Source organism: Campylobacter novaezeelandiae, from assembly GCF_018968685.1.
Lineage (GTDB): Bacteria > Campylobacterota > Campylobacteria > Campylobacterales > Campylobacteraceae > Campylobacter_D > Campylobacter_D novaezeelandiae.
In genome coordinates this window covers 264,700-290,515 of sequence record NZ_CP076657.1, presented here as the reverse complement: position 1 = coordinate 290,515, position 25,816 = coordinate 264,700, and the positions used below count along the sequence as shown (strand labels likewise).

General features: G+C 26.7%; 31 protein-coding genes and 1 pseudogene. 16 read left to right on the top strand and 16 right to left on the bottom strand.

Features of this window, described 5'->3' with window-relative positions:
• Nucleotides 1–50: 50 nt before the first annotated feature.
• Genes CNZW441b_RS01630 through CNZW441b_RS01620 form a run of 3 tightly spaced genes read right to left on the bottom strand, consistent with a single transcriptional unit; the run spans nt 51 to nt 1,784 of the window.
• Nucleotides 51–1,124 carry an epoxyqueuosine reductase QueH gene (locus CNZW441b_RS01630; protein WP_131165930.1) on the bottom strand — a complete coding sequence of 358 codons (1,074 nt, stop codon included), beginning with the start codon at nt 1,122–1,124 and terminating at the stop codon, nt 51–53.
• 2 nt (nt 1,125–1,126) lie between these two features.
• Complete coding sequence (gene bcp / locus CNZW441b_RS01625; protein ID WP_131165929.1) at nt 1,127–1,585, bottom strand: thioredoxin-dependent thiol peroxidase; 459 nt, start codon at nt 1,583–1,585, stop codon at nt 1,127–1,129.
• Nucleotides 1,578–1,784: a tautomerase family protein gene (locus tag CNZW441b_RS01620; protein ID WP_131165928.1), complete on the bottom strand. Its 207-nt coding sequence runs from the start codon at nt 1,782–1,784 to the stop codon at nt 1,578–1,580. Before CNZW441b_RS01620 ends, bcp begins: the two co-directional genes overlap by 8 nt.
• Before the next feature lie 153 nt (nt 1,785–1,937).
• On the opposite strand from CNZW441b_RS01620, the gene CNZW441b_RS01615 reads away from it, so the two are divergent.
• The 3 genes from CNZW441b_RS01615 to CNZW441b_RS01605 are packed head-to-tail and all read left to right on the top strand — an operon-like array spanning nt 1,938 to nt 4,050.
• Nucleotides 1,938–3,002, top strand: coding sequence for a prohibitin family protein (locus CNZW441b_RS01615; RefSeq protein WP_216681466.1), 1,065 nt, complete (start codon nt 1,938–1,940; stop codon nt 3,000–3,002).
• Between the two features lie 14 nt (nt 3,003–3,016).
• On the top strand, nt 3,017–3,541 hold the full coding sequence (locus CNZW441b_RS01610) for a DUF2393 family protein (RefSeq protein WP_216681465.1): 525 nt from the start codon (nt 3,017–3,019) through the stop codon (nt 3,539–3,541).
• On the top strand, nt 3,541–4,050 hold the full coding sequence (locus tag CNZW441b_RS01605; RefSeq protein WP_216681464.1) for a DUF2393 family protein: 510 nt from the start codon (nt 3,541–3,543) through the stop codon (nt 4,048–4,050). Before CNZW441b_RS01610 ends, CNZW441b_RS01605 begins: the two co-directional genes overlap by 1 nt.
• A 35-nt stretch (nt 4,051–4,085) precedes the next feature.
• On the opposite strand, the pseudogene CNZW441b_RS01600 reads toward CNZW441b_RS01605, so the two are convergent.
• From CNZW441b_RS01600 to CNZW441b_RS01585, 4 genes and pseudogenes are all read right to left on the bottom strand, one after another.
• Nucleotides 4,086–5,015 (bottom strand): annotated as a pseudogene (locus tag CNZW441b_RS01600) (type I restriction endonuclease); the annotation flags it as partial.
• A 60-nt stretch (nt 5,016–5,075) separates the two neighbouring features.
• Nucleotides 5,076–6,047: an iron-sulfur cluster assembly scaffold protein gene (locus CNZW441b_RS01595; protein ID WP_216681463.1), complete on the bottom strand. Its 972-nt coding sequence runs from the start codon at nt 6,045–6,047 to the stop codon at nt 5,076–5,078.
• Between the two features lie 12 nt (nt 6,048–6,059).
• Nucleotides 6,060–7,241: a NifS family cysteine desulfurase gene (locus CNZW441b_RS01590; protein ID WP_216681462.1), complete on the bottom strand. Its 1,182-nt coding sequence runs from the start codon at nt 7,239–7,241 to the stop codon at nt 6,060–6,062.
• 99 nt (nt 7,242–7,340) lie between these two features.
• Nucleotides 7,341–8,495 (bottom strand): hypothetical protein, encoded by a 1,155-nt coding sequence (locus CNZW441b_RS01585; RefSeq protein WP_131165922.1) that lies wholly within the window; start codon nt 8,493–8,495, stop codon nt 7,341–7,343.
• 136 nt (nt 8,496–8,631) lie between these two features.
• On the opposite strand from CNZW441b_RS01585, the gene rpmI reads away from it, so the two are divergent.
• From rpmI to cheQ, 4 genes are all read left to right on the top strand, one after another.
• Entirely contained in the window at nt 8,632–8,823 is a 192-nt protein-coding gene (gene rpmI, locus CNZW441b_RS01580) for a 50S ribosomal protein L35 (protein WP_002862434.1), read from the top strand.
• Nucleotides 8,824–8,904: 81 nt separating this feature from the next.
• Nucleotides 8,905–9,261 (top strand): 50S ribosomal protein L20, encoded by a 357-nt coding sequence (rplT, locus tag CNZW441b_RS01575; protein WP_131163019.1) that lies wholly within the window; start codon nt 8,905–8,907, stop codon nt 9,259–9,261.
• 144 nt (nt 9,262–9,405) lie between these two features.
• The gene (gene cheP, locus CNZW441b_RS01570) at nt 9,406–10,275 is read left to right on the top strand and encodes a cheVAW transcriptional regulator CheP (RefSeq protein WP_131163018.1); all 870 of its coding nucleotides are present in this window, start codon (nt 9,406–9,408) and stop codon (nt 10,273–10,275) included.
• A 4-nt stretch (nt 10,276–10,279) separates the two neighbouring features.
• Nucleotides 10,280–10,759 (top strand): cheVAW transcriptional regulator CheQ, encoded by a 480-nt coding sequence (gene cheQ, locus CNZW441b_RS01565; RefSeq protein WP_131163017.1) that lies wholly within the window; start codon nt 10,280–10,282, stop codon nt 10,757–10,759.
• Here cheQ and CNZW441b_RS01560 read toward each other — a convergent pair.
• Complete coding sequence (locus CNZW441b_RS01560) at nt 10,756–10,902, bottom strand: highly acidic protein (RefSeq protein ID WP_131163016.1); 147 nt, start codon at nt 10,900–10,902, stop codon at nt 10,756–10,758. The two genes, cheQ and CNZW441b_RS01560, sit on opposite strands and share 4 nt — an antisense overlap.
• Nucleotides 10,903–10,991: 89 nt before the next feature.
• Between CNZW441b_RS01560 and moaC the strand changes: the two genes are divergently transcribed.
• From moaC to CNZW441b_RS01535, 5 genes are read left to right on the top strand one after another with little or no spacing between them, the layout of a single operon-like run.
• Nucleotides 10,992–11,465 carry a cyclic pyranopterin monophosphate synthase MoaC gene (gene moaC / locus CNZW441b_RS01555; protein ID WP_131163015.1) on the top strand — a complete coding sequence of 158 codons (474 nt, stop codon included), beginning with the start codon at nt 10,992–10,994 and terminating at the stop codon, nt 11,463–11,465.
• On the top strand, nt 11,443–11,706 hold the full coding sequence (locus CNZW441b_RS01550; RefSeq protein WP_131163014.1) for an HP0495 family protein: 264 nt from the start codon (nt 11,443–11,445) through the stop codon (nt 11,704–11,706). Before moaC ends, CNZW441b_RS01550 begins: the two co-directional genes overlap by 23 nt.
• A 14-nt stretch (nt 11,707–11,720) precedes the next feature.
• Nucleotides 11,721–12,857, top strand: a complete 1,137-nt coding sequence (locus tag CNZW441b_RS01545; protein ID WP_131163013.1) for a hypothetical protein — start codon at nt 11,721–11,723, stop codon at nt 12,855–12,857.
• 12 nt (nt 12,858–12,869) lie between these two features.
• Nucleotides 12,870–14,039 carry a DUF945 family protein gene (locus CNZW441b_RS01540; protein ID WP_131165921.1) on the top strand — a complete coding sequence of 390 codons (1,170 nt, stop codon included), beginning with the start codon at nt 12,870–12,872 and terminating at the stop codon, nt 14,037–14,039.
• Nucleotides 14,036–15,217 carry a replication-associated recombination protein A gene (locus CNZW441b_RS01535; protein ID WP_216681461.1) on the top strand — a complete coding sequence of 394 codons (1,182 nt, stop codon included), beginning with the start codon at nt 14,036–14,038 and terminating at the stop codon, nt 15,215–15,217. The genes CNZW441b_RS01540 and CNZW441b_RS01535 overlap by 4 nt, the downstream gene beginning before the upstream one ends.
• Nucleotides 15,218–15,412: 195 nt before the next feature.
• Here CNZW441b_RS01535 and purM read toward each other — a convergent pair whose 3' ends face one another.
• Nucleotides 15,413–16,402, bottom strand: coding sequence for a phosphoribosylformylglycinamidine cyclo-ligase (purM, locus tag CNZW441b_RS01530; protein WP_131163010.1), 990 nt, complete (start codon nt 16,400–16,402; stop codon nt 15,413–15,415).
• A gap of 60 nt (nt 16,403–16,462) precedes the next feature.
• On the opposite strand from purM, the gene coaE reads away from it, so the two are divergent.
• Genes coaE through CNZW441b_RS01515 form a run of 3 tightly spaced genes read left to right on the top strand, consistent with a single transcriptional unit; the run spans nt 16,463 to nt 18,522 of the window.
• Nucleotides 16,463–17,080 carry a dephospho-CoA kinase gene (coaE, locus tag CNZW441b_RS01525; protein WP_131163009.1) on the top strand — a complete coding sequence of 206 codons (618 nt, stop codon included), beginning with the start codon at nt 16,463–16,465 and terminating at the stop codon, nt 17,078–17,080.
• Nucleotides 17,067–17,816: a diaminopimelate epimerase gene (dapF, locus tag CNZW441b_RS01520; RefSeq protein WP_131163008.1), complete on the top strand. Its 750-nt coding sequence runs from the start codon at nt 17,067–17,069 to the stop codon at nt 17,814–17,816. Before coaE ends, dapF begins: the two co-directional genes overlap by 14 nt.
• Nucleotides 17,791–18,522, top strand: a complete 732-nt coding sequence (locus CNZW441b_RS01515) for a glucosaminidase domain-containing protein (protein ID WP_341747182.1) — start codon at nt 17,791–17,793, stop codon at nt 18,520–18,522. The genes dapF and CNZW441b_RS01515 overlap by 26 nt, the downstream gene beginning before the upstream one ends.
• On the opposite strand, the gene CNZW441b_RS01510 is transcribed toward CNZW441b_RS01515, so the two are convergent.
• The 7 genes from CNZW441b_RS01510 to CNZW441b_RS01480 all read right to left on the bottom strand — a co-directional run bounded on the left by CNZW441b_RS01510 (nt 18,490) and on the right by CNZW441b_RS01480 (nt 24,585).
• Entirely contained in the window at nt 18,490–19,518 is a 1,029-nt protein-coding gene (locus tag CNZW441b_RS01510) for an ATP-binding protein (protein ID WP_131163007.1), read from the bottom strand. The two genes, CNZW441b_RS01515 and CNZW441b_RS01510, sit on opposite strands and share 33 nt — an antisense overlap.
• 5 nt (nt 19,519–19,523) lie before the next feature.
• Nucleotides 19,524–20,591, bottom strand: coding sequence for a peptide chain release factor 1 (gene prfA, locus CNZW441b_RS01505; protein WP_131163006.1), 1,068 nt, complete (start codon nt 20,589–20,591; stop codon nt 19,524–19,526).
• Between the two features lie 6 nt (nt 20,592–20,597).
• Nucleotides 20,598–20,861, bottom strand: coding sequence for a 30S ribosomal protein S20 (gene rpsT / locus CNZW441b_RS01500; RefSeq protein ID WP_131163005.1), 264 nt, complete (start codon nt 20,859–20,861; stop codon nt 20,598–20,600).
• An 83-nt stretch (nt 20,862–20,944) separates the two neighbouring features.
• Nucleotides 20,945–21,436, bottom strand: a complete 492-nt coding sequence (locus CNZW441b_RS01495; protein ID WP_131163004.1) for a phosphatidylglycerophosphatase A family protein — start codon at nt 21,434–21,436, stop codon at nt 20,945–20,947.
• A 2-nt stretch (nt 21,437–21,438) separates the two neighbouring features.
• Nucleotides 21,439–22,605, bottom strand: coding sequence for a sulfate adenylyltransferase (locus CNZW441b_RS01490; protein ID WP_131163003.1), 1,167 nt, complete (start codon nt 22,603–22,605; stop codon nt 21,439–21,441).
• Nucleotides 22,583–23,473, bottom strand: coding sequence for a DNA-binding transcriptional response regulator (locus CNZW441b_RS01485; RefSeq protein ID WP_131163002.1), 891 nt, complete (start codon nt 23,471–23,473; stop codon nt 22,583–22,585). The genes CNZW441b_RS01490 and CNZW441b_RS01485 overlap by 23 nt, the downstream gene beginning before the upstream one ends.
• A complete protein-coding gene (locus CNZW441b_RS01480) occupies nt 23,473–24,585 on the bottom strand; it encodes a bifunctional 2-C-methyl-D-erythritol 4-phosphate cytidylyltransferase/2-C-methyl-D-erythritol 2,4-cyclodiphosphate synthase (protein ID WP_131163001.1) in 1,113 nt (370 codons plus the stop codon). Before CNZW441b_RS01480 ends, CNZW441b_RS01485 begins: the two co-directional genes overlap by 1 nt.
• 118 nt (nt 24,586–24,703) lie before the next feature.
• On the opposite strand from CNZW441b_RS01480, the gene CNZW441b_RS01475 reads away from it, so the two are divergent.
• Nucleotides 24,704–25,807, top strand: coding sequence for an Mrp/NBP35 family ATP-binding protein (locus CNZW441b_RS01475; protein WP_216681460.1), 1,104 nt, complete (start codon nt 24,704–24,706; stop codon nt 25,805–25,807).
• Nucleotides 25,808–25,816 lie beyond the last annotated feature (9 nt).

Sequence of the window (25,816 nt, the reverse complement as noted above, 5' to 3'; positions counted from 1 at the left end):
CTGAATTTTACAAAAAAAATACTAATAAAAGCATAAAAATTTAAATGATATTAAATTAAAATAATTTTTTCTCTTGTATCAAAATAAATTTCACTTTGAGCTAAAATTTCATAACGTCCTTTGGTAATTTTATCTAAAATAACAATAGGAGAAAGATTATAAGCACCTAATAATCTTTGACGCAAAGAAATTTCTTGTTTAATTTTTAATGGCTTATTTAACAATTCATTAAAATCTTTAAATTTATTTTTCAACAGAGTATTAAAATAATTAAAATCCCAAAAATTTATCTCATCCTTAAAGCTCATATAAACTTGTTCATAGTCTTTTTCCAAGCTAAATTTAGTATAAGAATTTTTAAAATGAGAATAAAATAAAATATAACTTTTAACGAATTTTTTATCAATTTTTATCAAGGCTTTTAAAAGTCTATAGTTTAAAAATTTTTCCCTTGAAAGTTTAAAAGCAATCTCTTTTTGCTCCAATTTAGAAACTTTTTTATACAATGAAATTCTCTCTTCTATACTAGAAGGAAGAATTTGCTTAGTAATAGGACACATTAACTCATCAATAAAATTTTTATTTTCTTTTTGCTTTTTAAGTCCATAAATACAACCGCAATAATTTTGATGATAAAGCATATCTTTTTTAGCTAAAGCAAATTGTCTTTGTGTTCCACCATTTTTTCTAAAATCAGGAGCTATAAATTTAATACCATAAAACGTGCATTGTTTATTTAAAGCCTCTTCAAGTTGTTTTAGATCTTTTTTAGGGCTTGTAAGAAGAGTTGTTGTTAATTTTGTTTCGCCAAGCTTTTTAGCAAATTCTACGCTTTTTAAAATTCTCAAATCAAAACAAATAGAGCATCTTGCCCCTTTTTCTGGCTCATCTTCATAGCCACGAACTGCATTAAGCCAAGTAATATAATCATAATTACCTTTGTAAAGTTTTATTTTAAGCTTATTGCAACTCCTTTTTACATCTAAATATCTTAATTCATATTCACTATATGGATGGATATTTGGATCATAAAAAAAGGCTATCAACTTTTCATCAGGATAGCATTTTTTTAATTCTTGTAAAAAAAAATGAGAATCAACGCTACAACAAATATGAACAAGCATTATTAAAGCTCTTCAAGAACTTTTTGTGCATGATTTTTGGCTTTAACATTTTTATAAATTTTAATAATTTTACCTTTTTCATCTATAACAAAAGTTGATCGTATAATTCCCTCATATTCTTTGCCATAATTTTTTTTAATTCCCCATGCTCCATATATTCTTGAAATTTCCTTTTCACTATCACTTAATAAAATATGCTTTAAGTTGTATTTTTGTATAAAATTCGTATGAGACTTAACACTATCTGGACTTATACCGATAATCACTGCATTTTTTTCACTAAATTTTTCATAATCCTCACTAAAATCACAAGCTTCTATCGTGCAACCTGGAGTATTATCCTTTGGATAAAAATATAAAATTACCTTTTTTCCAATAAAGTCTTTTAAAGAAATTTTAATACCATCTTGATTTAATAACTCAAAAGCAGGTGCATAATTTCCTATTTTTAATTCACTCATTTTTTTCCTTTTTAATTTGTTCTACGCTTTTTCCGCCAAAAGCAATATCATAATTTTCAATATCTTCTAAAACAACAACAACTCTTTCTTTGTTCTTGTTATATTTAGTGCTTAAAAGCTCTGTTATATCAGAAATTAAATTAGATTTTTGCTCTTTACTTAGTGCAGGTTTTGCAAGTTTTATAGTAACTAAAGGCATATAAACTCCTTAAAAATTTGAAATACTCAAAATTATAATTATTTTACAATTTTTAATTTCATTAGTATATTTTTGATAAAATTATAAAATCATTAAAAAAATAAAAATTAATGATTGATAAGTTATTTTTAAGAACATTACGAAAGGAAAAAAATGCCGGCTGATTTAAATGATTATTTCAATAAAAAAAATCAGAACAATAAACAAAACTTAAATTTTAAAACTCCAGATTTTAATTTTAAAGGTTTTGGAAAATTTTCACCTATAATTTATATCATTCTTGCAATTATATTACTAATTATCATTGCAAAACCTTTTGCTATAGTAAATTCCGGTGAAATGGGGATTAAATCAACAACTGGTAAATATAATCCTAATCCTTTAGAACCAGGACTTCACTTTTTCTTACCTTTTATACAAAAAATTACCATTATCGATACTAGAGTAAGGCAAATCAACTATGCCTCCATAGAAGGAACTAATGAAAATTTAAATTTGGGATCTGGCGTCATTAACAAAAACAGTATTTCTGTTTTAGACTCAAGAGGACTTCCAGTTTCTATAGATGTAACTGTTCAATATCGCTTAAATCCTTTACAAGTTCCTCAAACTATTGCTACTTGGAGCTTAAACTGGGAAAATAAAATTATCGATCCTGTAGTACGTGATGTGGTAAGAAGCGTAGTAGGTAAATACACAGCAGAAGAACTTCCAACTAATCGTAATGCTATAGCTACTCAAATCGAAGAAGGTATTAGAAAGACTATAGAAGCACAACCTAACGAACCCGTAGAACTTCGTGCAGTTCAACTAAGAGAAATCATACTTCCTTCTAAAGTGAAAGAACAAATCGAACGCGTTCAAATTGCTAAACAAGAAGCTGAAAGAACAAAATACGAGGTAGAAAGAGCTAATCAGGAAGCTTTGAAAAAAGCAGCTTTAGCCGAGGGTGAAGCCAATGCAACTATTATCAGTGCTAAAGGTAAAGCAATGGCTGTTAAAATTGAAGCAGATGCACAAGCATATTCAAACAAAGAAATTGCCAATAGCTTAAATAATCCTTTATTAACACTTAAACAAATAGAAACTCAAAAAGAATTTAATGAGGCTTTAAAAATCAATAAAGATGCTAAAATTTTCTTGACTCCTGGAGGCGCGGTTCCAAATATTTGGGTTGATACAAAAGATGGTAAAAAGCAAAGTTCTATTAATAATTAAATATTGAAAGCAAAATGCAAAACTTAAGAGAAAATTTATTATTTTATATCAACCATTTTTATTTGGTTGATTATATGCTGATTGTATTTATATTTTTTCTTTTTATTTGCATATTGCTTTTATGCTTTTTTTTAAGACATAGGCCTATTACTGCCTTAGTCATTATTGCTTTTGATATTATTGTTTGTTTTTTCCTTTACATATATAGTTATAAATTTGTAGATTTAGAGGTAAGAAACCGCAAAACACATATCATTCAAGAATTAAAAATTCAAAGTTCTAATTCTTTAGTTGTTGATTTTGATATTAGCAATGCTGCTAAAACTAATTTTAAAATTTGCAAAATTACTGCTAAGATTTATAAAATTTCTGATAAAAGCAATCTAGTATTTTATTATAAAAACCAACTTATACCTTATAGAAAAAAGAGTATAGAAATCAAAAATCTCAAAAAAAATACAACTCAGACTCAAAGAATAACTTTTGAAAATTTTAATGATGAAAATCATACTATAAAATTAGATTCAAAGTGTTTTTAATGCATTTTACTATTTTTCATTTATTGGCTTTTATCATTTTATTTTTATGTTTTATACTTATTTGTATTATTATTTTTTTAAAGGTTAAACAAAAAGAAAGTGCTTTATTATTTTACACTATTAATACAATTTTTAGCTCTCTTTTAATTTACTCAACTTTTCTTACAATTAATCAATTTACTGTCAAAGCAAGTATTGAAAAATTAAACTATACAAGAGATTTAAGAAATGAAAATTTAATCATCAAAGGAAAGGTTAAAAATTTAACCAAATTTGACATCAAAAAATGCTATCTTTATCTTAATATGGTCGATAGAAAAAAAGCAAATAAAGACATTTTTTATGAAGAAAATCTGAAAAAAGCAAAAATGAAAAGCGATTCCGTATCACATATTATAGAAATTATTGATAAATTGCCAAGCAATACTTATAAAGAGTTTTCAGCGACTGTTCCTTTTCCTCCAAGTTTCTCTAATCCAGAAATTTACAATACTCTAAAATGTATCTAAGTTTTAAGCAAGAAATTAAAACTTAGATTTTTCATTTATTTTCTACTTTCATAAGCTTTAATAATTTCGTCTTTTAAATTATATAAATCTTCTAATTTTTCTATGCCAACATTTATTCCATCTGGAAAAGTTATTGATTTTTTAGATGTATTAAAATACAATCTACATATCCATTTTGTAACCTTACCTTGATATAAAATTCCAAAATAACTTAAAGTATCTTTATAGCTTATATCATCAAGACTCACATTAGCTTGTGCAAGTATCGACTTTACTATATAAAAACCCTGCAATTCTTCTTCAGTAGTAACTATATCTTTATTTTCATCAATTTGTTCTTCATTTTTATCATCATTAATACTTTGTAAATTATTTTTAATACTTGTAATTTTCTCATAAGCTAAATCATTAATGATTTCTTTAAAAGATTTTTTTATATAATTTCTAAATTCATCTAAAACAGCACTAGTCATTCTTTTTTCTGTCATTTGTTTAGCAAAAAAGCTTGTAAACTCATCACTTGGATTTTCTATTTCATTTTTAAATATTTCTTGTATACCTCTGTAATGCTTTTTTTCCATAGCAATACTTAAAATTTCATCCAAATTTAAATCTGTGCAAATAAAACGTTTTAAATCTTTAATATCTCTAGGCTTTAATTTTTCAAGATTTATTACCAAAAAAGGAGTTTTATCATTAAAATTAACCTAATCCATATCAGTGAAAAATCTATACTCAATTCCATTAGTAAGAATAGCGAATTTTATACTTGGACTAGCATTAAAATATCTTATAAGCTGATTATTGTGATTATTTAAATTTTCAGTATGATTTTTAGCTTCGATAAGAATAAAAGGTTTTGAGTCTTTAAAAATTGCATAATCAACCTTTTCACCTTTTTTTATACCTATATCTGCAGTGTATTCTGGTACTACAACACTGGGGTTAAAAACATCATAACCTAAAACTTAAAATTTAAGTTTTATAAAAATTAAAGCTTATAATATAAGCTTTAATCAAATAAATCAAACAGGCAATACGCGTATATTTGGACTTAATTCTTCTTGTAAAATATTTTCTATAGCATAAAGTGTCGATCCACTGCCACTAGAACATCCACTACAAGCACCAAGATAACGTATATATACATCGATCGTTGCATTTTCTGATTTTTGTATATCAATTACTTCTAAATCTCCACCATCGCCATGTAGCATTGGACGAATTTCACTATCTAAAACAGTCTCTACTGCTTTTAATTGTTTTACAACAGTCATATCATTAAAAGAAATATCATTTTTTAAATTTCCTTGAAGTTTTTCTTTTTCCATTTCAGCCCTAGTTTGTGCCAAAATATCAACTAAATAATACTCTCTACTCTCATGTCCACCTGGTTTTACGCAAGATTTGCAAAATGCTCCTGCTTTTGTAAACTGAGTAATTTCTTCAACAGAATGCAAATCATTAAGTTTAATCACTTCTTTAATTGTTCCAAGGCTCACCCTAGCACATTCACAAACTATAATTTGATCTTCAAAATCTTCTGGATTTACTCCTTTATACTGAGCTGCTGCTTGTTTAATGACATCATAAGCCATTACAGAACAATGCATTTTTTGCGGTGGAACAGCTGGGGTTTCTGGATTATCACGCATTGCAAATTCAACATCTAAATTAGTAATTTTAACAGCTTCATCAACTTTTTTTCCTATACAAAGTTCAACCATAGTATCACTACTTGCAATAGCCGTCCCACAACCAAAACTTTTAAATTTAGCATCTATAATAGTATCTGTTTTCTCATCAACAAGCCAATAAAGTCTTACAGCATCGCCACAACTTTCTGCTCCAAAATCTGCAACGATTAATTTTGCATTACGAGCTTTGGCATCTTCTTCATTAAATTCACCCATATGTTTTGGATTATTCATTCTATCTTGAACTTTTTGAGAATACTCCTCCCAAATTGATCCACCAATTAAACTATTTTTTCCCATAATATTTTCCTTCTATTTATAATTATTTGGATTGTAAGCGTATGTAGAAGAGATAGCTCTTAATCTTTGTGTTGCATTTTCAATTTGTCTTGCAACATAATCAATCTCTTCTTCTGTATTAAAACGTGATAAAGAAAGTCTTAAGGCTGTATGAGCTAAATCATTTTCTGCTCCAATAGCTTCCATTATAGGATTACTTTCAAGCGCCTCACTGGCACAAGCTGATCCTGTGCTAGCTGCAATACCGTTTTTATTAAGATCCCAAAGCATTGCTTCTCCTTCAACCCCTTTTATACTTGCTAAAATTGTATTAGGCACTCTATATTCTCTTCTTCCAATAACTGAAGTATCCTTAATAGATAAAATTCTATCTTCTAATTTATCCCTTAAGCGTCTAATATGAGAATTTTCAAAATCCAACATTGTATTTGCAATACGCAAAGCTTCTGCCATGGCAACGATAAAAGCTACATTTAATGTTCCGCTTCTACGTCCTCCCATATGCTCTCCTCCGTGTAACAAAGGAGTTAATTTTAAACCTTTTTTAATAAAAAGTCCGCCAACTCCTTTAGGACCATGAAACTTATGAGCCGAAAAAGAAGCAAAATCAACATTTACATCTCTTAAATTTACTTTAATCTTTCCCACAGCTTGCGTAGCATCTGTATGGAATAAAGCTCCATATTGATGAGAAAGCTCGGCCATTTCTTTAATAGGAAAAATCATACCTGTTTCATTATTTGCCCACATAACACTTACTAATGCGGTTTTATCACTAATAACACTTTTTAAGTCCTCAAGAGTAGAAACACCCTCATCATTTACAGGAAGTTCTATTACTTTTACTCCTAAAGATTTTAAAAACATAGCAGCACCTATAACAGCTGGATGTTCAACGCTTGAAATAATTACTTCATTACGATCTTTATGCAAAATATAATCAAAATAAACACTTTTTAAAACCCAATTAATACTTTCTGTTGCACAAGAAGTGATAACTATATCATCTAAATCACTGGCACCAAGCCCAGCATAAAGCTTATCCATAGCTTCTCTTAAGGCTGGATGAGTCTGTGAGCCCCATTGATGAAGACTATTTGGGTTGCCATACATATCCTTAAAAAACGGCAACATTAATTCATAAGCATTAGGATCAAGCATAGTAGTTGCATTATTATCTAAATATACTTTCATTTTTTTCCTCATAAATAATTAGGATATTTTTTATCCTGTTAATCTTTTAAACTGATAATAACACAATTTTATAAAATTTAGTTTAAATTATAGAGATATTTAAGACATTACATTAATATAAGAATATAAAATTTTATTTAAATTTGCTTGTCTTTCTCTATGCTTTAAAAAATAATTAAAACTTTGAGTTTTTTCTTGATTGATCTGAGATAAATTTTTATTATTATTTTGATTTTGATACTCTTGTTTTAAGGTATCAAATTCTTTAACTAAAGAATCTGTATAAATTTTAAAAATAGAACTAGAATTTGCAAATTCCCTTAAATCCATATCTTTTTGATAGTTGATATATTGTTGAAAAAATACAGAAAGCTTTTCTTTAGAGATTGTATTTTTATCAACACCATTTACATAAAGATAAAGATCAAAACTCATTTTTTTCTCATTATTTTCTTTAATATAATCTTCAATTGATTCTTTTCCTTCTAAAATTTTATATAAATTTTTATGAGAGTTAAGATCAAGACTTATAGGTTTCATAAAAAAATTTATTTCTTCTTCATTTTTACTTTTTATATCTTGATAAATAAAATTAACCAAAAGACCGGATTTTGAAACTTCTGAATTCTTGCTTAAATACGGTTTAATAATGTCATTCGATGAAGTATTATTTATCGCTTTATCAAAATGAAAATTAATAATTTTATTATCAAGCATTAAGGTATTTAAATTTTTATTTTTATCTAAGGTTAAATTTAATACTTCTTGATTTTCATATATACGATTAACTTGCCCTAGCAAATTCCCATTATCAGTTGAAAATCCTTGCATAAGTTTAGAAATTTTATCACGACTTAAGCTATTATTGTCATTTTCTCCAAAATTTTGATTTACAGCCTTTAAGGAGCTATAATAGCTATTGAGTATATAAGGTAAGTCTATTTGATTATAATTTAAATTTTCATCTTGTCTAACCATCTCTTTAGCTATGCTTCTTGCACTTTTAATATGAATTTGATATGTTTCTGGAATACGAGAAATTCTATTTAAATCTTCGCTAAAAAAACCCTGCTCATTTATTCTAAAGCCAAATTCACTTGGATAAGTTGTCTGAGTAAACTTATAATCAAGAAATGAATTTAACTCATTATTTACATCAATAATCTCTTGTTTATTATTTAAATTTAACAATGTACTTTTTTCATAATGAGTTAAAGCCAAATTTTGATATGGATTAGCTAAACCTACTAACATAAAAATCTCTTTTCAAAAATATTGCTAAAATTTATAAGCAAAAGTTGTGCCAAATTTAATAGCTTTAAATTCAGCATAAAAAAAGCAAATTTTCACTAGTATTTCATACATTATTCTTAAAATTTAAAGGAAAAATATGCCAAAAATGAAAAGCGTTAAAAGCGCTGTTAAACGCTTTAAAGTAGGTAAAAATAAGATCAAAAGAGGCTCTGCTTTTAGAAGTCATATTTTGACAAAAAAACCTGCAAAAAGAATGCGTGATCTTAGAACAGCAAAATATGTTCATAGTACAAATATAAAAGCTGTTGAAAAAATGTTAGGAATTTAAGTTTTTGACAAAAGTCATTTAAACTCCCCTAAGATAAGGGAAAGATCCATTTTGGACGCCAATTTGTAAAAAGGAATAAATATGGCAAGAGTAAAAACAGGTGTAGTAAGACGCCGCAGACATAAAAAAATTTTAAAACTAGCGAGAGGCTTTTATAGCGGTCGTCGTAAGCATTTTAGAAAAGCAAAAGAACAACTAGAAAGAAGTCTAGTTTATGCTTATCGTGATAGACGTCGCAAAAAAAGAGATTTCCGTCGTTTATGGATTATACGTATTAACGCTGCTTGTAGGTTGAACAATATCAGCTACTCTAGATTTATTAACGGCTTAAAAAAGGCAAATATAGAGCTTGATAGAAAAATTCTAGCTAATTTGGCTATGAATGATGCTGATGCTTTTTCAAAAATAGTTCAAAACGTCAAAGAACATTTAAAATAATCTTTTAGAGTCAATTTTATATTTGACTCTAACTTTACTGCAAGATATCTTCATTAAAAAATAAATTTATTTATAGCTAAATAGTAAATTAAAATTTAGATATAATAAAAACTTACAACTATAAACCATAGAAAAGGAATAAAAATGCAATCAAGCAATGAAGATATAAATGAGATTTTACTTAAAAGCGTAGAAATTCTTCCTCCTTTACCAGATACAATTGTAAAGCTTAATAATTATATAGAAAAATCAGGATCTAACATAGAAACAAACAAAGTAGCCGAAATAATCTCTAGTGATCCTTTAATAACAGCTAAGCTTTTAAAACTTGCTAATTCTCCTTATTATGGTTTTTCAAGAGAAATCACAACTATTAATCAAGTTATTACTTTATTAGGCATTGGAAATATTAAAAATCTTATTGCTGCTGATTCTATTAAAGATAATTTTAAAGTTGACCTTTCTCCTTATGGTTTAGATACTTCAGTATTTTTAAATTCTTGTAGAGAAGAAATACTTTTTATTGCAAATTGGCTTAATGAAGAAGACAGACAACTCTCTTATCTTCTTGCTCCATGTGCTCTATTATTGAGACTTGGAATGATTATATTTGCTAATTTTTTAATACAAAATAATAAAGATAAAGAATTTTTAGAATATCTTAAAAAAACAGGATTAAGCGACATAAAAGAAGCTGAAAATAAATATTTAGGGGTTGATCATATATCATTTTTGGGCTTCTTACTTCATCGCTGGAATTTCGATGAAAGCTTAGTTGAAACTATCTGTTATATTCACACTCCGCATTCTGCTTCTGAAAAAGTTAAAAAATCATCCTATGCTTTATCAGTTATCGACCATCTTTTTACCCCATATAATGGTAGTTCCCCTTTTAATGTTAAAACTGCTATATCACTTCTTGAGGAGGCTAATTCTCAAGGAATTTCTTTTAATATGCATAATTTTCTAGCAAAATTACCCCCTAAAGCAAAAGAAAATTTAAATAAAAATTGAAGCATTGATGAAAACTATCATCTTGCCTCCAAATGAATTCTTAGATGATTATATTTTAAATGCCGAATTTCATAAAATTGCAAATATTTCAAAAAATGCTTATAAATTTTGGAAAAATATTAATATAGCCAAATATCAAGGGACAAGAACAATTTTTTTACATAAAAATTGTATTTTAAAAAAATATAGACATATTGTAAAACAATGTAGCGACTTAAGCGGTTTTGTTCTTGCAAGCTCTTTTTGTTCTTTTACAACTTTAGCCCCTTCACATCTAGTTAAAAAAAATAATTCTTCTATTTATAAACTTTTAGAAATTAAAGAAATTTATGGAATCAAATTTGTTAATTTAAAAGCATTTTATGATTTTTTAGGGCTAGACTACCATCAATTTATCTATATAGAAAAATGTCATTTTTTTAGCCCAGCCCCTTTTGAAAAGCGTATTAAGATTACTGAGAGCATGTGTGTTGGATATTATTAGTCCATTTCATAAAAATCATCTTTATCCTCATCGCTGTATTCATAATCATCCTCATCATAATTATAATTTTTTTGATGCTCTTCATAATCTTGACTTTCTTCAAATTCATCATAATCTAAATATTCTTCTTCATCATAAGCCATTTTTTCTCTCCTTATAAATTATATAGGCTATTTTAGCTTAAATTTTTAATCACTTTGTTATAATTTAATATTTTTATTAAGGCATATTTATGAAAATTACACATTTAGATAAAAATAATCAACCCCAAATGGTTGATATAAGTGCAAAAGATATTACTCAAAGAATTGCTATAGCAAGTGGAATTATTTCCATGAGTAAAGAAGCTTTTAATGCCATAAAACAAAATGCAGTCAAAAAAGGACCTGTTTTGCAAACCGCAGTTATAGCAGCAATTATGGGAGCTAAAAAAACAAGCGAGCTTATACCTATGTGCCATCCATTAATGCTTAGCAAAATTCAAACAGATATAGTAGAAAATGAAAAAGAATATTCTTTCAAGTTATCAGTAAGCATAAAGTGCGAAGGAAAAACAGGTGTTGAAATGGAAGCACTTACAGCCGTAAGCATTGGTTTGCTTACTATTTATGATATGGTTAAAGCTATTGATAAAACCATGTGTATTAATAATATTATCTTAGAACATAAACAAGGAGGTAAAAGTGGAGAATATAATAGATCTTAACCAAGAACCCATTATAAATTATCCTACCTATTGGGATTATAAAGTTATTTTTCGTACAGAAATAAAAGCAGAAGAAATTTTTATAGATATTCTAAAACAAAGAGATTTTAAATTTAAACATACAAACTCAAGCAAAAATGGAAAATATCAAAGTTATTTGCTTTCTGTTTATGTAGATAGCAAAATAGACCGTTTAAATATTTTTGAAAAATTAAAAAATAAAGCCCAATTTGTTTTATAGAAAGAATATTAAATATGAAAAATACTATAATTATTTTTGAAAATTCACTTTTAAACTCCCCTAAAGAAAATATTGAAAATTTAATTGAAAAATTAGTTTTTAATCTAGCAAAAGAGCAAATAGATAGAAATAAAAATAATTCTCAAGAAATTCTTAACCAACTTCTAGTTGAATTTTTAAATTCTCTTAAAAAAATTAACTTATTAAACGATGAAAATGTAACTTTGCTTATAAGAACTCTTATTAAAGCAAGTATTTATGAGGAAGAAAAAATTCTTTATAATTACATTGATAAGTTAGCCATTTTCAAAAGAAAGGTCGAAAATCAAAAAAATATGCTAAAAAATCAAATTAGTAATAATTTTTTAGAATTCGAAAAAACCTTACTTCAATCACCTTATAAAGATGATTTGCTTGGCAATATAAATGATGCAATTTTATTTGATATTGAAATGTTAGGAATTTTAAAAGAAACTGCAGAAAGTGCATTTTTAACCACACTTGAAAAAGGTGAAGATATAGAACTAACAAGTAGCGAGATTGCTAAAAATCTTGTATATAATGCTATTTGTGAAACGAATTTTGAAAAAGAAAGAATGCTTAAAATATCAAGCATAATACTAAACACTACTTTTGAAATAGCTAATGAATCTATAGCTTATGCTAAAGATTTATGTCTAGGAAGCATTAAAGGAACCCAAGAAGGCATTGCTTTAGGTATAGAGAAATTTAAAAATTCTCTTGCTTATACAAATTTTAAAGAAGATATTTATATAAAAAGCAAAGAATTGATACGAATAGAAGATGATTTTATTGATCTTTTAAAAGTTGAAAGTAAAAAACAAAATAACCCTTCTAAAAAAATTGTTGAAAGTTTACTAGAAAATGAATTAGATAATATATTTGCAAAGCTTAAACGCTTTGCTTCAGAAAGCAGAGAACAGCTTATTTTTAATCTTCATGAACTTAGAAATAATCCAAAAATTAATGATTTTAATAAGCTTGCTCAAAAGAAAATTTATGAATTTAAACAAGAAATTTTTGAACTTGAAAAAATAAGCAATGAGAAATACAATGATTTAAATTCTAAAAAAGCAAAAAAACTAGGTATAAGACTTTGGGAAAAAGCAAAAAAATTAATAAAAAAATAACCAGGATGAAATATGAAAAAAATTATTAGCATTTTAGCGATACTTATAATAGCTTACTTTGCGCATATTTTTTATATAAGCAAGTTAAATCAAAAAATTTTTAATCTTATTACCCAAAATACAGAATTTTATAAAATTGAAAATGTTAATTTTAATCAAGGCTTCTTTAAATCTCATGCAACATATGATATTGTATTTACAAATTTAAATAAAAATTTAAAAAGCAAAGTTGAATTAAATATGTATAATAATTTTTTCACTTCTAAAAATATAGAAGGTAATTTTAGTAATCCTTTTTTTGATTCAGATGAAATTCTTGGTAAATTTAATACAAAAATAACATTTAATGATGCAAATTTTAATATTTATTTTAATGATATAAATTTAAATCATAAAAAAGAAAATTTTATTTTTAAAGGTCTTAAAGCAAATATCTTATTTGATAAACAAATCAAAATCAAAAACGCTAGTCTTAATATAGACCAAATTATTGTAGATTCATTTTATGAACATATTAAAATAGACAATATAAGTTTCAATAATCATATAAATACCGCTCTTCATATCAATGAATTCTTAAATACTTTTTATGAAAGCGAACAAGAAATTAAAATCTCTAATCTTGATATAGATAAAATTAATTTTACAAATATTATTTCTAGAATGGATACTAATTTAAATGATAATAATACCTTAAATTTTAATATGTCTTTAAATATTGACAATATTTCCAATGAAATTACACCAGACTCTAAAGAAGAGATTAAAAATCTTAAATTAAATCTGTCTTTAAATCAAATATCAAAAAAGATTTTAGAAAATTTAAATAAAGAACTTAATCAAGGAGAAAAACCAAATCTTGAAGTTTATTTAAAAGAATTTTTAAAATTTAATCCTAGTTTAAATATGCAAGAATTTAGTTTTTTTAAAGATAAAAAAGAAATCAAAATGAATGCAAATATACAAACTTATAATACAGATTATCAAATTAAAGCAACAATTACTAGTGATGAAAAAATTTCAAAACTATTTCCTAGCACTATTTTTATAGGCGGATTTGATGAATATTTTGTACAAAAAAATGGGAAGTATGTTATGGATTTTAGTTTAAATAATACAGAAAATGATTTTCATATGAAAATTAATGGAAATGATTTAAATTTAGGAATTTCTTTAGATTGAATAATTTAAGTTTAAAATTTCGTCCTAAAAATTTAGACGAAGTTTTAGGACAATATGAGCTTGTAGAAATCTTTAAAAGATTTATTACTATGCAAAAACTTCCTCATAGCATTTTTTTTGGTCCAGCAGGTTGTGGAAAAACAAGTTTTGCAAGAATAGTAGCCAAAGAATTTGGACTTGATTTTTATGAATTTGATGGCGGCAATTTTAAACTTGAAGAACTTAGAAAAATATTGGAAAATTATAAAAATAGCCTTTATAAACCATTTATTTTTATAGACGAAATTCATCGTCTTAATAAAATTCAACAAGAAATACTTTTAATTCCTATGGAAAATTATCGTTGTATTATAATAGGAGCAAGTACAGAGAATCCTTATTTTGTATTAAGTGAAGGTATTAGAAGTCGTTCTATGCTTTTTGAATTTCAAAGTTTAAAAGCCAAAGATCTTGATATATTATTTTCAAAAATACAAAAAGAATTAGAATTTAGTATAGATGAGGACGCAAAAAAACTATTGCTCCAAAGTTCAGATACAAGATCGATGTTAAATTGGCTTGAATTTGCACTTGTTTTAAATGAAAAGCATATTAGTTTAACAAACCTTAAAAAACTTAAAAATAACATTTCCAATGAAGGAGCAAATTCAAAAGATACACATTTTATTTTAATTAGCGCCTTAATTAAAAGCTTAAGGGGAAGTGATGTAGATGCTAGTCTTTATTATCTAGCTAGATTGATACAAAGTGGAGAAAATGCAGATTTTATAGCAAGACGTCTTGTAATTTTTGCAAGTGAGGACATAGGTAATGCTGATCCTAATGCCTTAAATTTAGCAGTTTCAACTTTACAAGCAGTTAAAAATATAGGCTATCCAGAAGCTAGAATCATTTTATCGCAATGTGTAGTATATTTAGCAAGCGCCATAAAATCAAATTCAAGTTATAAAGCTATCAATCAAGCTTTAACCTATGCAAAAAATAACAAAGCTTTAGAAATTCCAAATTTTTTAAATAACAATCATGAGGATAAAAAGAACTATCTTTATCCTCATGATTTTGGAGGCTGGGTTAAACAAAAATACCTTAGTAAAGATATAAAATTTTATGAAAGTAAGGGTTTTGGCGATGAGGCAAGACTTTTGCAAAATTTAAAAAATATAAAAAATAAAAATTAAAACTTTTTAGTATTAATAAACCACTTCATTAGTGATTTTAAAAAAATTAATTTTTATCTTCATTGCAAATTTCACTTATTTTTTAGTAATAGTAATAAAAATTTTCATTAATCTATCAAACAATGATTTTAAAAATCTTCTACAAACCTTAAAAACCCAGCCAATATTTTATCTAATGTTTTAAAATAATACTTCTTATTCTAAAATAACTCCTTCATTAATCACCACTTCCCCTATAATAAAAGCATCTGAATTTTCTAATACTTTGCTTACATTTTTAGGATCTATAATCATTATTAAACCTACTCCCATATTAAAACTTCTATACATTTCATCTTCCTCAACTGCTTCTGCTATGGTATAAAAAATTTCAGGGGTTTTTAAATAATGTTTTCTAATCACTGCACCCATACCTCTTGGCAGAACTCGTGGTAAATTTTCTATAATTCCACCACCTGTTATATGAGCTAAAGCATTGATAAAAGGTTTTAATTTTAAAAAATCTTTTACATAAATACGCGTAGGTTCTAATAATATATCAATTAATTTTTTACCATCTATTTTATCATCAAAATTCATTCTTAATTCTTCAAATAATACTTTTCTAGCCAAAGAATACCCATTAGAATGAAGCCCAGAACTTGGCAAAGCCAATAAAATATCCCCATTTTTAACAAATTTCATTCTATCTAACTCATCCTCTTCAGCTATGCCTACAGCAAAACCAGCTAAATCAAAATCATTTTTTGCATACATTCCAGGCATTTCAGCTGTCTCTCCGCCTATTAAAGCACAATTTGCTTCTTTACATCCTTTAACAATACTTGCTATAACAGCCTTTGCAACTTCAATTTCAAGTTTAGCACTAGCATAATAATCCAAAAAAAATAAAGGGGTGGCAAAATTGCAAATTAGATCATTTACACACATAGCAACTAAATCTTGACCTATAAAATCATATCTTTTACTCTCTATAGCAAGACGTAGTTTTGTTCCAACTCCATCTGTAGCTCCTAGTATAATAGGCTTATTAAAACCATTTGGCATTCTAAAAGCCCCGGCAAAAGATCCAATATCCCCTACAACATTATCATTAAAAGTCTCTTTCACCAAAGGCTTAATTGCCTTTACAAAAGCATTTCCTTTATCTACGCTTACACCTGCATCTTCATATGAAATTTTCATTTATTTTCCTTTAAGAATGAAAAAGATATTTTAACGAAATAAATTTTAATAAGGCATAAGATGAAAAATGCTTTTTTTGTAACTGCTTCTATAGCCTGTGGAAAAAGTTCCTTTATCAAAATTGCTAATTCTATGGGATTTAAAAGCATTAGCGCAGACAAAATTGCTCATCAAATTTTAGACAGTTTTTCTAAAGAACTTATAGAAATTTTTAGTCCATTTAATACAGATAAATTAAATTTGATTAACGATCATAAAATAGATAGAAAAAATCTTGGCAAAATAATCTTTTCAAATCCACAAGCAAAAAAAATCTTAGAAGATTTTACTCATCCTAAAATAAGAATTAAAATTTTAGAACAAATGCAAATTCTAGAACAAGAAAATAAACCCTTTTTTATAGAAATTCCGCTTTTTTTTGAAAGCGGGGCTTATAAAAATTTAGGTAAAGTAATTTTAATTTATACCTCCAAAGAATTAAGTTTAAAAAGACTCATGCAAAGAGATAATTTAAACAAAGAAGAAGCTTTAAAAAGAATTAATGCTTTAATGGACATAGAAAAAAAAGTCTCTTTGGCCGATTTTGTAATCACCAATGAAAGCTCTTATGAGATTTTTCAAAAAAAAAGTATAAAATTTATTGAAAAACTTTCTAAGGAAACAAATGAAATTTTATAAATATTACGCCAGTGGAAATGATTTTATTATATTTAATGCCAATCAAAAAGGAGATAAAAGCATGCTTGCTAAAACTCTTTGCAACCGTTATGAAGGCATAGGTGCAGATGGAATGATAGCCATATTAAAGCATGATAAACTTGACTTTGAATGGGAATTTTATAACAATGATGGCAGTAAAGCTGATATGTGTGGTAATGGAGCTAGAGCAGCGGCACATTTTGCACATCATTTTAATCATCAAAAAGAAAATATTAACTTTTTAACAGGCGCTGGCATTATAAAAGCACAAATTAAAAATGATCTTGTTAGTATTAATTTAGGAAAAATAAAATACATAAAAGAACCCTTTATTTTTGAAAATAAACTTTGGCAAGAGTGTGATAGTGGTGTGCCACATTTAGTGCATTTTTGTGATGATATTAATCAATTTGATATTCAAAAAGCTAAATTTTTAAGAGATAAATATAATGCTAATGTAAATTATGCTCAAATCATTGATAAATCAACTATAAAAGTGCGAACCTTTGAACGAGGAGTTGAAAACGAAACCTTAGCTTGTGGAACAGGAATGGGAGCTTGTTTTTATTTAGCTTTTCTAAAATCTTTAGTATATAATGAAGTAAAAATAATACCAAAAAGCAATGAAGAATTAATTTTTAGTTTTAAAGATGATGAAATATTTTTTCAAGGTAAAGTGAGATGTTGCTTTGAAGCTAATTATTATTTGCTTTAGTTTTATTTTTCTTTATGGATTTGATAGTTTTGAAAAAAACTATTATAAATTAAGTCCTGAAGAACAAAGAGAAATATTTTTCAATAAAATGAATGAAATGTTTGATAATTCATTTGAGAATATATTAAAAGAAAGAGAATTTGCTCAGAATTTTATCAATGAAGGGGCTAAAACAGGTTTTAGAAACCTTGATATAAATGGTTTAAAAAAACTTATTGAACTTAAAAATAAATATCGTATAAATAATTTATTTAATTTAGATGAATACGAAAAGAAAATTAATCTCATTCCAAAATCCATGGGAATAGCACAAGCCTTAGTTGAAAGTGCAACTGCAACTAGCCGTTTTGCAAGAGAAGCAAATAATTTATTTGGAGAATGGACCTGGGGAGAAAAAGGTTTGGTTCCCAATGAAAGACAAGAAGGAAAAAAACATAAAATAAGAATTTTTGATTCTTTGCAAGAAAGTGTTGATTCTTATATTCTTAATTTAAATCGCCATTTTGCCTATGAAGATTTTAGATCGTTAAGACAAAGTTGTTTCATTCAAGGCAAAAACATTACAGGAATCAAAGCTATTGAAAATTTACACTCTTACTCAGAAAATAAAAATGCTTATATAGGGATTATTAAAAAAATCATAGAAAAATATGAGCTTGAAAAATATGACACTTTAAAAACTCAAAGCCCATTTATCAAAAGGTAAAATCTCAAATTTAACTCCTTGCTCAAAAAAATTTTCCTCATTAGAAAGAGTAATAAAAAATATATGAAATATGTCAAGTTCTAGTGCCTTTGGCAATATTTTCTTGGCCTTAAGTTTTAATAAATCTATATCCAAAGTAGGACTTGCTATAAAGGCTATTTTAGATTTTTTTAAATAAAAAGTAAAAAATTTATTAAAATAAATATCTTCTTTAAATTTAAATAATTCATTTAAAATAAGATTTTCAAAAAGTTTTTTAAAATCTTTTTCTATACAAAAAGAATTTTTAAAAGCAAAATCTTGAAAATAAATTTTTTTTAAAGCTTTACTATCATGTTCCACCTTATAAATAACATACTCATTTTCTAGCTTTTTAATACTTTTATATACACTATCTTTTGAAGTTTTAATTTTATTTTTTAAATTTTGAAAAAGTTTAGTAATGCTAATTTGATTTCCAAGATTACAAGCAAGATATTTTAAAATTTCAAGCTCTAATGCCGTAAAATTATCCCTTAACATTTGATTGTTTAAATTAGATCTTCCATAATTTAAAAAAAGTCCCAAAGAATGATTAGAAGTTATATTTTTACTCATACTAAGAAATTCTTCAAAATCAAAATAATCAAGCTCCAATTCCTGAAAGCCTTCTATTTTTAAATCTTTTTTATTTGTACTTAAAATAATAGGTATATTTATATTTTTTAAAGATATATGATTTTCTAAATTATATAAGCAAAGAATTTTAATTTTTGTATTTTTTTGCAAAAAAGAAGGTAAATTATTTAAACTTTTCTCCTCAAATCTTAAATCTTTTAAATCTAAAAATAAAATTTCATCACTTTTAAACTGAGAAAGATAATTAAAAATTAAAGTTTTTTTACCGCAATATTTTGGTCCCTTAAGAAGTGTGTATGCAGAAGTAATTTTTACTTTTCTTTCATAGGCTAACTCAAATTTATGAGGATTTTCATAAAAAAAATTTAAAATCCTCATAAAAATTAAAGATTTTGTTCTTGCAAAGATAAAGACTGATAATGAGCAATTAATGGCTCTATTATTTCATCAAAAAGTCCATCTTGCATAATTGCATCTAAACGATAAAGCGTTAAGTTGATACGATGATCACTAATTCTATTTTGCGGGAAATTATAAGTTCTAATACGCTCACTTCTATCTCCACTTCCCACTTGAGACTTTCTTGCTTCACTTTCCTTGGCTAAACGTTCATTTTCTTGCATTTCATAAAGTCTTGCTTTTAAAACTTTCATTGCACTTTCTTTATTTTTATGCTGACTCTTACCATCTTGGTTTACTACAACTATTCCACTTGGAATATGAGTTATACGCACAGCACTATCAGTAGTATTAACACTTTGCCCACCATGACCACTTGAACGCATTACATCAATTTTTAAATCATTAGGATTAATTTCAATTTCTATATCATCAACTTCGGGCATAACAGCAACGGTTATTGCTGAAGTATGGACTCTACCTTGTGATTCAGTTTGAGGAACTCTTTGAACGCGATGGGTTCCGCCTTCATATTTTAATCTAGAATAAGCACCATTGCCTTTAACAAGCATTATAATTTCTTTAAATCCTCCAACGCTGCCTTCGCTTGAACTTACAATTTCAAGTTTATAATCACGAGTTTCAGCATATCTTGCATAAGCTTTAACAAGATCTCCTACAAATAAAGAAGCCTCATCTCCGCCTGTTCCAGCACGAATTTCTAGAAAAATATTTCTCTCATCATTGGGATCTTTTGGTAAAAGCAGAATTTTTATCTCTTCTTCGAATTTTGGCCTTAAGTCTTCTAGATTTTTAAGCTCCTCTTTAGCAAGTTCACCTAAATCTATATCACTTAATAATTTTTTATTCTCTTCAATATTTTGCAAAATTTTAAAATATTCTTTTATTTTAGCAACAATAGGTTCTAAATTCTTTTGCTCTTTAGAGAGCAGTGTCATTTTGCTAATATCTTTTAAAACATCAGTATCACTCAGAAGAGAATTAAGCTCTTCATAGCGTTTTAAAAAAGGTTCTAATTTCTCAGCTAACATTAAAATCTATGCAATTTTATTCACCAAAAGTGCCAAACGACTTACGCGACGTGAAGCGGTTTGTTTTTTTAAAAAACCACGACTAACCATAGCATGTATGCTTTTATTGGCTACTTTTAAAGCTTCATTTGCAGCATTTTTGTCATTATTTTCAACAGCTACTCTAACAGCTTTGGTAATGTTTTTAAGTCTTGTGCGGTAAAATCTATTTCTTTCTGTCTTTTTAATTGTTTGTCTTGCTCTTTTTTCAGCTGATTTATGGTTTGCCATAAGCTTTTCTTCCTTTTTTGAAATTAAAACTTAAATTATATAAGAATAAATTTAAAAATATATTAATTTAAGTTAAAATTAATTTAAAATAAGTTTTTTAAACCAATATCCCATTGTAATAAATTAAAATGATTTAAAATTCCATAAATAACAGCACTTAATAATCCTGCAAACAATCCTGCTAACATATCATCTAGCATTACTCCTAAGCCTCCTTTAAATTTTTTATCAACTACTCCTATAATAGAAGGCTTTAAGATATCAAACACCCTAAATAACACAAAAGAAAGCAAAAAAGCAAAAACCGTATTTCCAAAAATTGCCAAAGCTAAAAATACTCCAGCAACCTCATCAATAACTATATGTTTATCATCATGAATTCCGCTTTGTTTTTCATAATCATCAATTATGCGAATTGAAGCAATAAAAATAAGTATAGAAAGCAAAAACAAAGTTTGCATTCCTAAATATTTTAAAATAAAAAACGCAGGAATTAAAGCAGCTAAAGTTCCAGAAGTTCCAGAAGCTTTTTTGACACAACCAGAGTAAAAAAAAGTTAAATATAGCTTTTGCATGTTTACACCATGTAAGACATTTGATGGACTTCTAAAAGTTTTTGATAAAACTCTTCATCTTTTTTGTATTCTAAAATTCCATTAGTAGGAAAGAGATCATTATAAATTTTTTGCATATTTTTAAAACGATTTGGAAAGAGTTTACTTAAAATCATGCTTGAAATTTCCTTTCTCATAAAAATAGCTGGTGGAATGATTCCTGCTCTTAATAATTCTTTTAAAGAGTTACTATTAAAATGCATATGATGATGATGACCATGAGGACATGATTTTGTACTTACTATAATAGCACACTTATCACAAAAAACAAACTCAGGCAAAACAATCACTTCAATACCGTAATCTTTAGCAAATTCATCTAAAATAGTTTTAGGTTGATTGCAATCATAAAACATTCCAAGCCCTGTATGATTTTGTCCTACAATCAATTTCGTACAACCTAAATTCTTAGCAATAGTTCCTTCAAGTCCAGGATTTAAATGGGCATGAAATATATAAGTATCTTGCAAAGGAAATACAAAAATGCGTTCAGGTGGCAAATAATCTTTTATAAACTGGTTTAAATATTTTTCTTTAAGAGAAAAATCAAGTCCATTTTCTTCATAAGACTCTATCAAAAAAACCACTACTAAATCAGCCTTATCAATACTCCACCTAAAAATTCTTTCATGGGCTCTATGCAAAGGATCAAAACTTGAAACAATCGCTGTGATTTTTTTTGCATTAAGGTTATTTTTAATGCTTAAAAATTTCTCCTTAATGCTTTTAATAGGAGAATTGTAAATTTCAAATTCTCCGCTAATACATACATTGGTCTTATCATCTAAAAAACATTCATTAAAATTAAAAATGCTTGTAAAATGACTTTTATATTTAAATTGGGAATGAAAAACTATATGTCCAACTATTTGATTATTTAAAATAAGATCAATTTTATCTCCAAATTCAATGTTTTTTAAAATTTCCTTAACTTTATCATATTTGCAAACAAAGGTTAATGGATAAAGAAAAGTATGACCCTTAAATTTTTTTGTGCGAGAAATTTCCTCACTTTCTTCTTCATTCATTAAATATTTATAAGGACCAAGCATCCCTTCTTTAATGAGTGCAAGAATTTTAAATTCGTTAGCATTAATAACTATATTTTTATTTTCTTTTACTGATTTCATATTTTTTCCTTTTTTCCCATAAAGACTTTCTCGAAATCCCTAATTTTTTAGATAAATCCGTATCTGGAAAAATATTTTGATAAGTAAGTATTATATATTTTACATATTCATCAATAGTTAAAATTTCATTATTATTAATATTTTTTTCATCATTTTTTAAATCAATATAATCAAAATTCATAGGTTTTTCTAGTGTAGTACTTGTATGCAAAATCACCATTTTATCTTTAATAAAATTTAAAACCCTTTCTTTGTCTGTATTTTTTAAAACTTGAAAATTACTTATATACACAATATTATTATAAGAAATAAGCTTAAAAATTTTTTCTAATGAGCTTAGTTCTGAAAGATCAATATATGAAAAGATTAGATCATACTTTTTCATATAATTAAAAACAAAAAAATCAGCATTATTTTGATTATTTGCTTGTAGTATGAGAGGAAATTTAATTTTTTTATAATTATATTCAACGGCTTTTAGATTTTTAAAATGAGATTTAAAATAACTCTCATAGGTATTGTTTAAAACAAGAAGCTTCCTAAAATCTTGATGATGTTTAATCTTTCTTAATAATTCCTCCATCATAAAAGGTTTTTGAATATAATCACTAGCTCCCATTTTTAACGGATCAGAAACAGTATCTGTACTTATATATGAAATAAGAAGAACTATAATACTTGATTTAAATTTTTCAACCGCATTAATAAAATTACTAGTATTTGTAGAAAGAAGAACAACATCATAAGTTTTTTCATCTTTTAACTCATCAAAAGAATTAATAATTTCACACCAATACCCAATTTCACTTAATTTCATACTTATACTCTGTGCTAAGTAAATTTCATTTTCTACAATTAAAACTCTCATTATATTGTCCAATCAAAATATTTCAAATTTACACAAGATAAAACAGCAATACCCTCTTCTCTACCTATAAAACCCAACTTTTCTGTCGTAGTAGCTTTTACATTAACCCTAAATTCATCTATTTCCAAAACTTTAGCTATATTTTTTGCAATATCTTGTTTAAAATCTAACAATTTTGGAACCTGTGTTATAACAGTTATATCAGTGTTTATAATTTCAAATCCTACTTCTTTAACCTTTTTATAGGCTTGCTTTAAAAGCTCCATAGAATTAGCATCTTTAAATTTCATATTTGTATCAGGAAAAAGCTCACCTATATCTCCAAGCGCTGCAGCACCAAGTAAAGCATCGGTTAAAGAATGCGCTAAAACATCACCATCGCTATGAGCTTTTAAGCCCTTGTTAGGATGAATTTTAACTCCTCCTAAAAGTAAAGGGCGATTTTCTCCAAATTCATGCACATCAAAACCATTACCACAAAAAATTTCGCTACTTGGTTTTGGTAAATTTAATTTTTTTAAATCTTCTTTAAAAGTGATTTTTCTTGCACTCTCTTCTCCTTCAACATACCAAATTTTTCCACCTACTGAAGCAATAGCACTACTATCATCGCTAAATTCTTTATCCATTTCTAAAGCTTTTTTAAGCAAAGAGGTGCGTGAAATTTGAGGAGTTTGAACAAGCTTAATTTTTTCTCTTGGCAAAATTTCTTCATCAAATAAAGTAGTATCAACAACTTTTAAAATAGGAGTTATACAATCTGCATGATTAATATTATTAATCAATCTTTCAAATAATTCCTTAGAAATAAATGCTCTAGCAGCATCACTAACCATAACAAATTCACTATCAATTTTCTTAAGAGCATTTTTTAAAGATTGAGATCTTGATTTAGCACCTTCAACAATTTCATAATGAGAAGTAAATTTTTTCATATAAGCAGTATTACCAGAAGTAACAACAACTTTTTTGAAATGATATAAAGAACTTAAATTTTTAGTCACATACAACCAAAGAGGGTCATTTTTTAAACGAATAAATTGTTTTTTTACATCTAAATTAAACCTACTAGAATCTCCGGCTGCAAGTATTATTAAACTTATATCAAGCATACCTTTCCCTTTTTAAGCGAGAATTATAATTTAATATATGTTACCATATTAAACACTTATAAAAAGCTAAATTTTATTTTTTTGTTAGTAGAATAATATTTTAATATAAGGAGAATTAATGTTAAAAAAAATTGAAGAAAAACTTAAAAACATCAAATATCCTGGTTTTGAAAGAGATATTGTTAGTTTTGGTTTTGTAAAAAATATACGTTTTGAAGATGAAATAGTTTTCATCGATATTGAAATAGTATCTGCAAATCCTCAAATTGCAAAAGAACTTAAAGATAATATTGAAACACATCTTAAAGAACTAAATTTAAAAGAGCTAAAAATTAATATCATACAACCTAAAATTCCTGAAGAAAAAAGTAATTCTAGAAGTGGAAAAAACATAGCTCCTCAAATTAAAAACTTCATTATGATTTCTAGCGGTAAAGGAGGAGTAGGCAAAAGTACTACTGCTGTTAATTTAGCTATCTCTATGGCAAAAATGGGTAAAAAAGTAGGACTTTTAGACGCAGATATTTATGGACCTAACATTCCAAGAATGCTTGGAGAAACTGGAACTCAACCAGAAGTTATTGGGCAAAAATTAAAACCTATCTTAACACATGGAATTTATATGATGAGCATGGGTGTTTTAATTGAAGAAGGACAAGGGCTTATGTGGCGTGGAGCTATGATTATGAAAGCTGTAGAACAACTTCTATCTGATGTTATTTGGCCAGAACTTGATGTGCTTCTTCTTGATATGCCTCCTGGAACAGGGGATGCTCAAATTACCTCAGCACAAAGCATTCCAATAACTGCTGGAGTTTGTGTAAGCACTCCTCAAATTGTCTCGCTTGATGATAGCAAAAGGGCATTAGATATGTTTAATAAACTTTACATTCCTATAGCAGGGATTATTGAAAATATGAGTGGATTTTTATGCCCTGATAATGGAAAAGAATATGATATTTTTGGTAAAGGCACAGCAGAAAATATAGCAAAAATTTATAATAGCGAGGTCTTAGCTCAAATTCCTATAGAAATGATAGTTAGAGAAGGAGGAGATGAGGGAAAACCTATAAGTTTCTATCACCCTGAAAGTCTAAGTGCAAAACGCTATATGATAGCAGCTGAAAAAATCTGGCAGTTTATAGAAAAAATCAATCAAGAAGGTGGAGTTAACAATTCTAAAATCCAACCTACAACAAATGGTAAAAATGCCTGTTCTTAAAATATAAGG